We start from the raw sequence: 13,371 nt of genomic DNA, 5'->3' as shown, positions 1-13,371 counted from the left end.
TGGAGTCACCAATCCCCTTGGGGACTGGCGACCCCGAGGGTTGAAATGCACCTGAGTGCGGTTGTGTGCTGATTATTTTAATTCCCCAGCAGGGAACATTGAACACAAGGAATTACTCCAGGTGCGTCAAATCCTGGCTTTCTGAAGCACCCCGTAGGACGCTTGAGAAAGCCATCCCCGTAGGAATGGCTGGTTGTTATCGTGTTCTCTCATCCAATCCGGGATTGGTTGTGAGGTTGTAGACTGCCAGCAAGCCAGCGTCGCCATAGATAAGACGAATCTTATCGCCAACCGACGCACCAGGCTTACCGAGCGGGTATATGCTTGATCGCAATATATCTACACTCTCTCCTGTTTTATTATCAGTTATCGTATAAAACTCAACCTTCTCAGGCTCATAACTCAATACGTCGAGCGCAATATCTAGGGCGAGCAGCTTCCTTGTCGTGCTTGGGCTGTTGATGTTGTTGGCTTGAGCATGTGTTATCACAGCGTCTGTAGTAGTGATCTCTGGCTTCTTCAGGCGTGGATTATCTTTTTTGTCAACCTTGGCGACCTCACCTTCGATGACTTTTGTCACAAATGGCGAGCTAACCTTAACCTTCGGATCTACCATACTTCCAATCATTGACCCGCATCCAGACAGAAGGTAGGTAGCGACGATCGCGATTAAAATGTTTTTTTTACTCATGTTTTCCTCATTTGTTTATTCAAAAATGAATCGTGCTTCGTACTCAGAAACATCAATTTCTTCGGATTCCCCAAACGGTTGATAACTTGGCCATTTATCGTTCTCGCGGCACCATTGCAACATCTGCAATGCTGCACGGTACTTCGATCGACCAATCTCAAGCGTTCTCTTCCCGGTTCTGTAGAGCGCAACACCATATGGCGCAGTCGTTTCCACAGCCAGAAAATAAAATGGCACCTCCCGACCAATGGCCAGCGAAATACCATCAACATAAAACGCAGCCTGGAGATCATAACCGCGATCACCCATTGTCCGCGAAAACTTCCGTTTTTCGGCGTTTTGCGTGGACTTCAGATCTAAGGCGGCTTCCACCTCCCCGTACTCATCGAGCACCAGCAAATCCGGGCGAATCCGGCACTTGATGCCAGTGTCCTCATCCGTCCAAAAGAAGCTTTTTTCGGTTACGCCTCGACGTAACTTAGACGCAGCTTCCGTGTGAGCTCCTATGCATTGCTGCATACTCGACAGAGTATCAAGCTCATCTTGTGTAATGAACTTCTTCCCAGTATTTGCTGCTTCCCACGCTGCAGCCTCTGCCTTGCCGTCCTTGGTGCGGCGATCGAACTTTGGTGCGACCGCGTAGGTGGCAGCAAAACTGGCTGGCTCCAGAACGATCGTATGCAGAGCCGTCCCGAACTCCATGGCGGGTGTTGCCACATGCGGCGAATGGAGTCGATGGTGGAAGTGCTGCGGTGTGCGAAGCATTTCCACCAGGGCCGAGTGGCCCACTATCGATTTGTCAGCATGATACTGACTCGCCGAAATGTCAATAAAGGGTGAATTGACCTTCATAAGCATAGTGATCTCCTATAAAAATAAGGTCACCATGCCCCAACGGGGTAAAGTGATCCCCGTGGGTGAAAGGGCTCTTGCGAGCGACGAATTGCTGTTTATCCGAAGATTCGGCCAGCGACCGATTGAACTCAGTGCATTACGCGACCGAGGAACAAAACTGTTTTCAAATGCCCCGGCAATGACGTGGGGCATTTGAAAACCCCCCTTCCGTAGAAGGGGATGTCCTCACTGCTGCGGCAGGATGGTGAACTTCGCCGAACGCAATGCCTGTCGCACCTTGTCCTGCATCTCCTTGCTTAGTGGCTTTGGAGAGCGCAGTTCATTGTGCAAAAGTACTGCATCACGGAAGGGAAGCACTTCCATCAAGCGTTTCAGATTTTCGTTTGCCATTGCATTCTCCTGGAATAGTGTTTTACCAACCTGCTCAACGCATGCTGCGAATGACAGGACGGCTGATCACGACACCAGTGAATACACACATTGCAAAAATTACCAGTTCCATGATGAGCTCCTACAGGTTGAACAACCTGCACGATGCTGCACATGACACTCAATGTGTCTGTGGCACCCTGCAGGCTTGAACGCTCTCAGATGCTAGAACGCTCAAGCCTGCAGGGTGTTAATCCAACAGACAAATCGCCCCCACAACCGAAGTTGTGAAGGCGATATTTATTTATTGCCAGCCCATCTTTTCTGCAAACCGGGTAACACACCCGGATGTGTATGCCAAAACACCAACAGAAAAGCAGCAAGCCAGAAGGACGACAGACATGGTGAACTCCAGGAAAACCTCGGATACACCATGTCCCTCGGGACGCTGGCTCCCCGAGGAAGTTAAAAACTCCATCTGTTGATGGAGGGTTGACGAGTGTCCAGAAAAGGATCACTCGATTCTTTGACGCAAGAAAAAGCTACACACCGGAGGCGTGATGCAATTTCTTGTGTCTTTGAAACCGGGCTACATCACGTAGCGCGGAGAGAAAAGCCGCCGTGCGGACAGTTCTCTTCTTGAAGTGCCATTGAAGGCAGAGTTGGAGCGAAAGCCCACCTATTTCCCAACGGGAAACAGTTCAGGTCTTACTTGGCTCACAACCCAACTGCATTTACCCGCAGTGAGGGTTGGGAGCTTCGCTCCAATGTGCAATGCAATTACTGCATGCGAAGTCATACGGAAAAACATCGTATGACCAACACTTATAGTGTTTATTTATTGCTGTTTGTTTTTGGATGCCAGCTACATCACACAAGAGGACAGCGTTACGCATGTCACTCAAGGGATGGGCGAATCCTACCATGCACGATGTCCGTGTCAACAAGCTTTTTTCGCAAAAGCAACGCTCGCTTGAAATACGCCACAAGCCGATCTTTTTCGCCATCGATCACTTTGCGCCTCTCTATAGCATGACTTTCGACCGTTGTCCTGCCTGCCTTATCACGGCTGACGCCGCGATCGCTCTTTCCGGGCGGCAGTTTTTTCCACTCTTCTTGAGGTCTCATCATGGCGAAAGAATCCCTCGAAACTCCCGAATCCCTGGCTGCTGACACGCCGCAAAAAACCGCGCCTGTGACCAACACTCAGACCGGTGCCGCAGAGCCCGATGCCCAGGCCAAGGCTGGCGCCGCAGACAAACCCGCAAAAGGTCGGGTTGCCAACCGCAGGGCGCGCGATACCACTCCCAAGTCCATGCCCTTCCTGGAGCAAACTGCAACGCTGAAGTCGTTTCACGCTCAGCAGGTCTACCGGCGCACCTACACCATCGGCGAGGAAGCCCTGTTCACCTTGTCCGTGATCCTGCGCGCGCTGGCGTCCGAGGAGGAGTGCATCAAGGTGGATGAAGTCGTCAATCAGAAGATTGCCGAACTGCAGAAGGCAATCTTCGATGAGCAGGCACGATTGGAAAAGCTCGCCGACACCTACGGGATCCAAGCGTCCGGCATTCCCTATTCCGCCCCCCTGGATGTGACCGTGAAGGTCACCTCGCCGCGCGCCGTTGCCTGGATGTCCATCATCCGTGATCTCGATCGCCTGGTTGAGTTGTTCGACGTGCTGTGGCTGTCGCATGTCATCAAGGACGGTGAACATGCCAAGGGAATTTTTACCACCAAGCGCAAGGTCTGGCGGATGGCCAATGAACTGCGCACCCTGGCGATACGCTCGATCGCTTCCGCTCAGCGCCGCGATATCGACAACGTGACCGATCCCCGCAGCGGCACGGCGCTAGATGCCGACCAGGGCAAGCAGGCCCCGGTTGCACAGGACATTGATGCGGCGGTAGCAGATGCGACGGAGCATGCCGAGGAAGAAGCCGCCTTGGCTGCGTAAGGCCCCGAGGCTGTCCCAGAGCCCAGAGCTGCCAAGCGCTCTGGGCTTTTTGTTTCTTGCTGGAAGGTTTACTGTGGATCTCAACCCGTTCCAAGACCGCGCGGTCAAGACACAGGGCCATTGCACCATCTTGGCGTGCCCTGGCTCGGGCAAGACACGCGTACTTTCAACGCGAGCCGCTCATTTGATCGCCAAACATGAGCTCGGGCGGCTGTGCGCTGTCACGTTCACCCGCGATGCCGCGAACGAGTTGATGGAGCGGATCCTTGATTCCTGCGGCCGTGAAAACGCCCGCCGTCTGGCCGTGGGCACGTTCCATTCGCTGGCGATGGCCCAGATCAAGCGCAACAGCAAGGGCCGACCGCCGAAGCTGCTTGGCGATGGAGACCGCATGGCAGTGGTTCGTCGATGCTGGCGCGAAAACGCCCCGGATCTGAAGCTAGACGACGTGCTCAAGTCCATCGACACGGCCAAGGCACGCGTGCAGCCTGTCGCCTTCGCTGATATCGCCATGCAGCGCGTCTACGACAGCTACGAGGCCATCTTGCAGTCTGAGCGCGTCATGGACTTCTCTGATCTGCTGCTCACCGCCGTGCGCGGCATGCAAAGCGGTGATATCGCCCCGCTGCCGATCAAGTGGCTGCTGGTCGATGAAGCACAGGATATGGACGAGGTGCAGCTCGAATGGATCCTGGCCCATGGTCGCGCCGGGGTCGAAGTGACCCTGGTCGGCGATGATGACCAGAGCCTGTACTCGTTTCGGCATGCCCTGGGTTACGCGGGATTGCAGGAAGCATCCATCGCACTTGGCTCCATCGATCTCACTCTGCCGGTGAACTACCGGTGCGCGCCCAACATCCTGGAGCACGCCGCCAAGCTCATAGGCAAGAACACCAACCGCGCCCCCAAGAACATCCAGGCAGCCAAGACCGAAGCGGGCGAAATCGTCGTACATCGCCTCCCCACCAGAGACGATGAAGGCGCCATTCTGGCCAGCACCATCCGCAGCGAGAGCAATGCTCAGTGGGCGGTACTGGGCCGCACCAACACGCTGCTCGATACGGTCGAGGTGGCCCTGTCAACGAACGGCATCCCCTACAAGCGCCTGGGCGGCAAAAGCATTTGGGATCAGGCCATTGGCGGGGTGTTTTCGGGGTTGCTGCGCAGCATCGCCGATAGCTCGTGGACGGGCGTTGCCAATGCACTGGCCTTTTGCAACGTCGATTCCGCCTGGATCAACGACCATTCGCGCAGCAGCTCCGGCAGATGCGTCGATCGCCTGGATCATGCGCTTGCCGAAGTCCAGGATGAGCGACGACGCAAGATCCTGGTGTCCTTGCGCGAAGGCTTCATGTCCTGGGAAGATCAGGCATTCAAGGGGCGCACTTCCCTGGTAGTGCATGGGGTGGCGGGCTTTCTGACGCCGCATTGCAAGCCGCCACAGGCGTCGCTCTTGAAGTCGCTTGCGGATTCGTTTTGCCGCCTCAATGGCACGCTGGCGCAGCGCCTGGCCATGCTATCGAGAACCACCAAAGACAAGACGGCAGATGCTGGCGTCGTTCAGATCATTACCCTGCATTCGTCCAAGGGACTCGAATTCGAGCATGTGTGGATCATGGGCAGCGAGGAAGGTAACCTGCCACACACGGATTCCACTGAGGAGGAAGAGCGCCGACTGATGTACGTTGGCATGACCCGCGCCAAGCGCAAACTGGTGATCAGTGGCGCGCTGTCCGAGGGACTTGAGTCCCGCTTTCTGGAAGAATCCGGGCTCTGACGCCGCCCAGTCCGCGCGGCGTACCGTCCGCTCAGGCCCTGAATCTCACGACCCGTTTGTCGATTTGCACCCGGCCAGGATGCTCCTTGGCCATGGTGTTGAAATAGGCCCGGTTGATCTCCAACCCCGTCTCTTTCTCGATGTCGCTTGACAGGGGGCGCATGGGGGCCTCGAACCAGCCATCGTCGGATGCGGCGCCAGCATGGCGTTTGGCAAACTTTAGGAACAGGGCAAGCTTTTTCTCACTCATTTCCTGCTGTGTTGGGATCGCTGCCTGGCCCTTTGGTGCTTGCGCCACGGCCAGAATTTCTTTCGGTGCAGCGCCCGTGATTGGAGTGCTTCGCGACGGATTGGCCCCTGCCGCCCGATCCTGTTTCGGTGCCTGGTTTTGTGCTGGAGCGGCTTTCGGTTCACTGCGCGGATGCTGGCGCTTCGGCTCCGCAACCTGGGGCGCAGTCTGGGTTTCGGGCGATGGCGTAGCTGGCAACTGAGTCGGCAGATCAGGCTTGGTTGGCTTGCTCTTTTCCACTCGTGCAGGTGAGGACGTAGCCTCGGCGGGCGTCTTGCCCGCATTGCCCGGTTCACGAGCCGGTTTCGGATTGCCTTGTGCAGCGCCCCCTCCCTTGCCCTTGCTATTTCCCGTGTCCTCTGGCCTTCCCGCTTGTTCCTGTGGCCGTTCTTGACGCGCCTTCTTGGGCGGTTGTGGCGTCTCCACGGCAACCAAGGCCTCGCGATGCGGAGCGGCAGCAGGTTTTGCGTCCACGGTTGTGCCGCCTTCGGCATGATCCGGTTCGCCTGTGCTGGAGAGGCCATGGCCTGCCGCGTACAAAACCGCCTCGCTCACATCATGGTGCAGCCGGATCGCACGCATCGCCGATCCCTGAACATCGATCTCAATGACCTTCTTTGTCGGGATCATTGGATCCGACCAACACCATTTCTTGGCCGACAAGTCATTGATGATGGCGCTGGGCGTCAGGCCATAACCGCTGAATGCATCTGGCCAGACCAGGAGCACCCGCTCATCGTCTTCCACGATGGCATGTGAGCCCCAGAGCTTTGCGCCCGTTTTGAGATCCTCCGCAAGTGCCTTGAGCGCCTCCCCCACTACTCCATCCAGCACCAGGTTGGGTTTCTGGCGTGGCTGCGGCTTCTTCGGCTGGGCACTCTTCTGGGCCGCTGCAGCAACCATTTCAGCGGTGGCATTCGCTGCTGACGCGGGCGGTATGCGAGCTTCGCCAACAGGGATTGTGGGCGGCGCCGTCGATTGAATTTCACCCGTCTCCGGGTCGATGTGCTCGACCTTGTTCAATGGCAAAGCCGCCATGGGGACAGACACCGCAGCCGCGTGCTTCGGCCCCGCCTTTTGTTGCTTTGTTTGAGCGCTGGCTTGTGTGTCGGCCCCCGTGGGGGCCTGCTGGCCTGGCACGGGTTGCGCAATTGCAGCCTTCGAATCTGCCCCCGCCTGGGTGGAATCGACGGCCTCGCCCACCTTCACGGGCTCCGCCTGGGCCTGGGCCGCGTTCGGCTGGCCAGCGTCATTCGCGGCCACATCCGCAATCACTTTGCCATCCACCGACGCAATAGGATCCGTGGAAATCAGGGTGTCGTCGCGCAAGCGGATGCAGTTGAGCTTGATGTCGGGGATCTTGGCTGCCAGCACTGCGGGCGCAATCTTGTACAGGCCATTGGTGTCGGTGAAGGCAAGGCCGCGCTCGACCAGCATGTCCAAGATGCTGTCGGCGTTGCGAGGAACCCCTGGAATCCCATCCTGATGCACCTGCTGGGCGATATCCTGGCCCGATGTAGGCCAGACAAGATAGATATTGCCCTCGATGTTCCAGACCTTCGCGCCTGGCTCGTTCACACTCCAAATCCCCTGGCGAATCAGGCGGCGCATGATGTCGGTGAGCATGCGCTCGACGGGCACGCCCAGGTCATAGCCCGCCATGACCGCCCCCATGGATTTCAGGTCGCGCTCCACGCTCTTCTGATCCGCCTTGATCACGATGTCAAACAGCGGATTGGTGTTGCCTGGCGTTCCATTGAGGGTTTCCATCAACCACACCATGAGCTGCGGGCTCTCACCGGCAATCCAGGCCAGGGTTTCATCCGTGATGATGTTCTTGGCAATCGCCCCCGTCAGGGCCACATGGTGCTTGGCGCGGCCTGACTGCCACTCCAGGAAATAGGCGTCAATGCCCTCCCTCGTCGCCCAGTCCCATAGGCTGCGCTCGATTGGGTTCCATTGCTTGGTACTGCCATGGTTCTTGACGATGACATCCGTCGCGGGCTTGCCAACATCATGGCAAAGGCCCGCCAGGAACGCCGTGAGCAGCCAGCGCGGCTCGATTTCACGCCGATGGCCCGGTGTCTTGAAAAGCTCCAGCAGCAGCATCTTGTCGGCCTCGCGAAGAGACCACAAACCGACTTCGAGGGAATGGCGCAAAAGCCCGCCTGCACCGCGATGGTGATGGGCCTGGGAAGCGGGCAGCAAGTGCACGAAGCGGGCGAACCTGTCGATGGCGCCTCGGTAGTGCCTCTGAAATACGTCGCTGGTGACCTTGGTGCTTTGGTAGATCTGCGTGAGCAGCTCATCCTGCACCGCAACAATCTCATCCGGCCTCTCAACCGGCAAGCCCTTCATGAAGGGCGGATAGCGCGGAATGTCCTTCTTCAGGATGGCAATCTTCAGGTGCTCGGGTGTCGGCGCGCTTGACGTGGGCGCGGTTTTTCGAGCCAGCTTTTTGACCCAAGAGAGCATTGTTTACTTGGTTGGCGACTGGTTACAAAACGGACAACGGTTTGTGTGCTTTTTTTCCGTGTCATATATAAACTTCGCGCCACAGCCGCTGCACTTCGGGAAGGAGATGAGTCCTGCCCGGAGGTCTCTCAACCCGTAGTAGGCAATGTTGATGTTGACTTCAATGTTCATGCGGGCGCACAGCTCCAAGGCATATGTCAACTTTTTAGGGTCAATTGTTTTGACGGGGCCGCATTGGTGAAGGTACACGCTCATGAACGCGGCTATGTCCGCTGCCGCCTGCCTGCTGGTGATGAAGGACAACACCGATTCGGGGAGCTTGCCATTGGATGAACTTTTCCCGTGTATTTCACGCCACATTTTTCGTAGCGTCCGATCGGAAACACCTGTCAACGCGCCCACAATTGTGAGGCGCAAGTTCATGCCAATGAGTTTGGAGGCTGTAGTCAGTGCCTCCAGCTGAGCCAGGGTTGTCACTGAATGGCCCCAGTGTCACTCCTGGCTGCCAGCGCAGACACCATGAACCGGGAGGCTGCATGCGGCTCATCCTTGGCAGCCACTTCAATCTGCGATGGATTGAGTCGCATGGTGAACACGGACAACGGCAGGTTTGCCGCCAGGGTATCGATCTGCTCGATGCTCAGGCCTTCAAGCACCTTGAGCGTCTCTTTGGGCAAGCCTGTCGCCAGAGATGCCACGGGATCATTGGCGTGCTGCCTAGCCAACAACAGGAAACTTCGATTCAGAGAAATGATGTCCTTCATGATCCTGCCAATGCATGTTTCAACAATGGCGCAATTGTAAGCATAAATTAACGAAAAACTGCTTTTTCCACCTTATTTTGATAAAAAGATGCTTTTTCGCATTGTTTTTTTACAACTACACACATCTAAGCCATGGTGATTACAGAAAACAGAACCGGCGCCCGTCTTCGCACATGGCGCCGATCCATGGATCTGAACCAGAACGAACTGGCTGGCAAACTGGACATCGACGTCACGACGGTGCGTAAGTACGAATCTGGCGCAACCTTGCCCAATGGGAGCGTCCTCACCAAGGCATGTGAGATGGGTCTGGACATCAACTGGCTTCTGAGCGGCAAGGGGTCGATGCTGCAAATCGATGTGTACGAACGTTACGCGCCCGAGGCGACTCCTTATATAACCGCCGTAGCTGACGCCTTGCTTTCACTTTCCTTGGCCGATCCTCAAAAATTCACTTTGTTGGCCAAGGGGTTTGCAGCGCGTGGCGAGGAGGCCCTGAGGTTGGCGCATCTGGAGCACAGGGAACAGCAACGCATACAAGGCCCGAACCTGGTTGGCGACGACGACGGCTCGGACAGCTCGATTTGAGCACGCCGCCCGCTTCCATCTCAGGCTTGCACCAAATCGCAGATCGACAGTTGCGCGCCCAGTTCGTCAAAGTGCGGCAAGCCTTGCCACAGGGAGGCATTGCCAATCACATACAGCCGCTTCCTCGCCCTAGAGACCGCTACATTGAGCAAGTTGGGCTTGGCCGCTGCCCAGGCCTTGGCTCCAGGCGCCTTCGGATCGCCGCCCAGAACCAGCACCACGACATCGGCCTCTTTGCCCTGCGCCGTGTGAATGGTGCCTGTGAGTTTGTCCTCCAATCCGAACCTCTTGCCCAGCAGCTTGAGCTGCCGTGCCACGTCTCTGAATGGTGACACCAGAGCAACCTGCCGGGGATCGACCTGATGCTTGCCCAAAAGGGTTTGCACCAATGCAACCAGTTGAGTGCCTTCATCCTCAACCCAGTGACCCTGTGCTGACTTCCCCTTCACATCGATCCAGCAGCTGGACGGCAGCGCCACATCCGATGACTTCTTGCCCTGCACCATCTGACCGCCGTAGGCCACGGCATTGCTGATCGAGAACATCGGTTCGTCACAGCGACGATGCAGCCGCAACGGGCACCCGACCCAGGCTTCTTGCCCCCCGGCGCTGGGCACCCAGGTGCCTATTCGAGTTGCCCTATCGGCCAAGCTCTGCGCCGATGCGTAGCTGGGCCACAACTGCTTGTCCACTCCATAGACCTCGGCCAGCTTGGCTTCCAGCGCCGCAGGCAAAGTCTGAACCGGCTCCAGTTGCAGCGGGTCACCCACGATCACGGCCCGACGAGCGCGCCAGAGCGCACCCACTGCATGCGATGGCAAGGCCTGCCCAGCCTCATCCACCAGCAACCAGCCAATACTCTCCTGGCCCAGCCTGGCACACATTCGGGGTATCGACGCAAACGTGGTGGAGACGGCGGGACTCAGGAGAGTTTCCCACCAAATCCGCCAAAGTCCTTTTAAATCAAGGACTTGGAAGAAACACTACAAAGCTCCACTATGTCCGGTACACCGAGGGAGGTTGAAAAGTGTGCCCCCAGAGTGTGACCCGCAGTGTGACCCCTGTCAATCTACCTTGCTGGGTGCGTTTGCGGACGCGGGTTCAATTCCGCATCGGACTCACTGGCCAGGGCAAATAGAGGCAAGCCGCTTGCCGTACTCGACAACTACCCGACTCAACCCCTCATCAACAAACGAGGGAATGGAGTCAGGCGCCGGCAACATCAAACTTTTCAAAGTCTTATTTGCTTGCCGTCCATAGCTATATCTATACCTATTGGCACGAATGCACGCACAGTAATACAACTTAACACTGTCCGTCATATCAAAAAGCGGGGTGAGATAAAACAAATCACGACCTGAATAAAATTCCTCCGGTTGCAAGAAAGTTGCCAAAACGGAACCGCCACCAGCAACAGAGAGCGTTCCAGCCGGGTTGGGAATTACGCCAGGGATTTTAGCTACTCGTGCTGTAACTCCGTTATTTCTTTCTGAACGGCCAACAAATGGGATTCCATCTGCACTTAGGGTCATTTTATTCAACTCTAAGTTAACCCCATAAGTGACCCGGAATAGCTCTGATAAGGGTACAAGCTTCATTTGTCGTCTCCGATAACCTCAACAACATCCGATTCTTCTAAATTAGAACTATTAGTCTGACCTAGCATTCTATATATCGCATAGTCACGAACTGCCGCCTCATAGGTCTGCTGCTGAATCAAGGCATAGTCAGTGTCCATATAAGCTTCCGCGCACCATTCCATCTCTGCATCGACATGCATCATCACACTTTCACCAGGATGAACCTCACGGTTGCGAAAAGCCTCAACCCAACGATTTCGAATGGATTCCCACGTCAAATTTTGGTCAATTCGTCCTTTGTTTTTTGTCTTAACAAAGCCGTCATTTTTCCAATATCCAAACCATGTTTTTCTATTAGATACATGATGAGGGATATGAGCAGTAAAAATCATTATGCAAGTCACTGTGCCAACCGGATAAAAAAGCTGGTCAGGCATAGACATGACGGCTTCTAAGGTGTGCTCTTTAAGAATCTCTGCACGCAATGAATCAGCATTCAGAGCGCAGCTCATTGGCACAATAGCAATACCAACGCCCTTTTCTTTAAGACAATCAAGCATGTGCTTAACAAAGCGCAATTCATGCAAGTCGCTATCACTTTGACTATAAGGCGGATTCACCATTCCAATATCACATTGATGCGCTTTTATAGCCTTTGCGATAGCATCATCAAAACAGCTACCCTGATAAAGATTAGCCTTCCCATCACCCCGAAGAATCATATTGGAAGCGGCCAACGCAAACATATTCGGTTGCTGTTCAACACCAACCAAACCACTCGACTTTATAGCAGTCCGTTCCGCCTCAGTGGTGGCTGATTTAAACATCCTGTGCATGGCAGATATTAGGAATCCACCAGTTCCAGCACAAATATCTAAAACCTTGCTTGTCTTGTTTGCATTCGCAAGAAGTGCAAACAGTTCGGTAACGTGTCGCGGGGTAAGAACAATTCCAAGTGCTTTTTTATCACCACCAGTATATTTAAGAAATTCCCCGTAAAACTGACCCACAACATCGAAATCATGATATACGCTAATAAAAGGCCAAACCTTCGAATTCAGCCTATCAATCAACTCAAACAATGCTCCTTTGGGATACGCTTTTGAAGCCTTCCCAAGCTCTGGATGAACACCAATGCTTGAATAGGGCTGCGCCATATTGTCTTTTTTAGCCTGAGGAATAGACGCGGCGCTTATTTCTTCCTTGATGACGCGCATCCAATCTTTTTGTAGTTGCGCAGGTGTTTGGACGTTGTACGAAGCGGCAAAAGCGTTATTCCTCAACGCAATAAGAGTTCCACTGACGACTAACGGCTTCTCGCTTTCCGTCAATTTTGCATGGTCACGCATGAAGTCATGCAATTCAGAGGCGAAATCCATCAACTCATCAAAGCGCAATTTTTGAACGGTAGGGTCAAAAGTTGCGTGTTCGATGTAATCAGTCCAAGAAATTATTCCATTAAGCGAAGCACCATCTTTTGAGCAAAGCACTTTTGGCTTATCTCCACCTTTGGGCCAAAGATAAGTATCTAACAAAGCTTGCTTCTTGGTTTCCCCACTAATTCCAATCGCAATAACGTTAAATTTCTTAGATAGGGCTTTTGCATAGTGGAAGACGCCATCAACAGCAAACCGCTTCACGCGCTTAATTTTCACATCTTCCACTTCATCTATAAGTGCACCATTCAGAATGGCATCAATAGATGAACTCTTGTGGTCTTTAACATTTGCCTTGCACTCGATGACGATTAGGAAGTCTGGCGCATAAGGTGAGCTGATAATAAACTCTGGCGCACCTATACCGGTACCGCCTGACTTGCTAGCGGATTTCATCAAAGATTTAACATCTTCAATATTGCTTTTTTGCTCTTCGACAAGAACCGAAACAGAGCCGTAATAGCCATTCTTTGTAAGTGCATCTCTTACAATATTTTCAGTTTTGCGCTCGTTACTCATTTGATGCCTTATGAACCGACTAACACCATCAACCACCTTGATGGCAAAGCCTCAAATTATGCCTCAAAATGAAA

Annotated in this window: 13 protein-coding genes; 3 read left to right on the top strand and 10 right to left on the bottom strand. The window is 54.5% G+C overall.

From position 1 onward, the window contains the following. Positions 1-196: 196 nt before the first annotated feature. From OX89_RS18455 to OX89_RS18445, 4 genes are all read right to left on the bottom strand, one after another. Positions 197-691, bottom strand: coding sequence for a hypothetical protein (locus tag OX89_RS18455; protein WP_157497318.1), 495 nt, complete (start codon positions 689-691; stop codon positions 197-199). A 15-nt stretch (positions 692-706) separates the two neighbouring features. Then, complete coding sequence (locus OX89_RS04310; protein ID WP_047349706.1) at positions 707-1,549, bottom strand: PD-(D/E)XK nuclease-like domain-containing protein; 843 nt, start codon at positions 1,547-1,549, stop codon at positions 707-709. 222 nt (positions 1,550-1,771) lie between these two features. Continuing rightward, a complete protein-coding gene (locus OX89_RS18450) occupies positions 1,772-1,936 on the bottom strand; it encodes a hypothetical protein (protein WP_157497316.1) in 165 nt (54 codons plus the stop codon). An 876-nt stretch (positions 1,937-2,812) separates the two neighbouring features. Further along, positions 2,813-3,046 (bottom strand): hypothetical protein, encoded by a 234-nt coding sequence (locus OX89_RS18445; protein WP_157497314.1) that lies wholly within the window; start codon positions 3,044-3,046, stop codon positions 2,813-2,815. Here OX89_RS18445 and OX89_RS04305 point away from each other — a divergent pair. Next, positions 3,045-3,869: an AcaB family transcriptional regulator gene (locus tag OX89_RS04305; protein ID WP_047349705.1), complete on the top strand. Its 825-nt coding sequence runs from the start codon at positions 3,045-3,047 to the stop codon at positions 3,867-3,869. The genes OX89_RS18445 and OX89_RS04305 overlap by 2 nt on opposite strands. Then, positions 3,826-5,646 carry an ATP-dependent helicase gene (locus tag OX89_RS04300; protein ID WP_084001995.1) on the top strand — a complete coding sequence of 607 codons (1,821 nt, stop codon included), beginning with the start codon at positions 3,826-3,828 and terminating at the stop codon, positions 5,644-5,646. Before OX89_RS04305 ends, OX89_RS04300 begins: the two co-directional genes overlap by 44 nt. 31 nt (positions 5,647-5,677) lie before the next feature. On the opposite strand, the gene mobH is transcribed toward OX89_RS04300, so the two are convergent. Genes mobH through OX89_RS04285 form a run of 3 tightly spaced genes read right to left on the bottom strand, consistent with a single transcriptional unit; the run spans position 5,678 to position 9,174 of the window. Beyond that, entirely contained in the window at positions 5,678-8,410 is a 2,733-nt protein-coding gene (mobH, locus tag OX89_RS17790; protein ID WP_052952238.1) for a MobH family relaxase, read from the bottom strand. A gap of 3 nt (positions 8,411-8,413) precedes the next feature. After that, positions 8,414-8,887, bottom strand: a complete 474-nt coding sequence (locus tag OX89_RS04290; protein WP_047349703.1) for a FlhC family transcriptional regulator — start codon at positions 8,885-8,887, stop codon at positions 8,414-8,416. Continuing rightward, positions 8,884-9,174: a flagellar transcriptional regulator FlhD gene (locus OX89_RS04285; RefSeq protein WP_047349702.1), complete on the bottom strand. Its 291-nt coding sequence runs from the start codon at positions 9,172-9,174 to the stop codon at positions 8,884-8,886. Before OX89_RS04285 ends, OX89_RS04290 begins: the two co-directional genes overlap by 4 nt. A 132-nt stretch (positions 9,175-9,306) precedes the next feature. Here OX89_RS04285 and OX89_RS17785 point away from each other — a divergent pair, with 132 nt between their 5' ends. Then, positions 9,307-9,762, top strand: coding sequence for a helix-turn-helix domain-containing protein (locus tag OX89_RS17785; protein ID WP_084001994.1), 456 nt, complete (start codon positions 9,307-9,309; stop codon positions 9,760-9,762). 20 nt (positions 9,763-9,782) lie between these two features. On the opposite strand, the gene OX89_RS04275 is transcribed toward OX89_RS17785, so the two are convergent. The 3 genes from OX89_RS04275 to OX89_RS18000 form a co-directional block, all read right to left on the bottom strand. After that, positions 9,783-10,646 (bottom strand): DEAD/DEAH box helicase, encoded by an 864-nt coding sequence (locus OX89_RS04275; protein ID WP_047349701.1) that lies wholly within the window; start codon positions 10,644-10,646, stop codon positions 9,783-9,785. Between the two features lie 234 nt (positions 10,647-10,880). Further along, entirely contained in the window at positions 10,881-11,360 is a 480-nt protein-coding gene (locus OX89_RS18440) for a restriction endonuclease subunit S (RefSeq protein WP_157497312.1), read from the bottom strand. Then, positions 11,357-13,297, bottom strand: coding sequence for a class I SAM-dependent DNA methyltransferase (locus OX89_RS18000; RefSeq protein WP_084001993.1), 1,941 nt, complete (start codon positions 13,295-13,297; stop codon positions 11,357-11,359). The genes OX89_RS18440 and OX89_RS18000 overlap by 4 nt, the downstream gene beginning before the upstream one ends. Positions 13,298-13,371: the final 74 nt, after the last annotated feature.

Source organism: Diaphorobacter sp. J5-51, assembly GCF_001023515.1.
GTDB lineage: Bacteria > Pseudomonadota > Gammaproteobacteria > Burkholderiales > Burkholderiaceae_C > Diaphorobacter > Diaphorobacter nitroreducens.
Note: the sequence above shows the minus strand (reverse complement) of the source record. Positions and strands in the feature narration are given on the sequence as shown.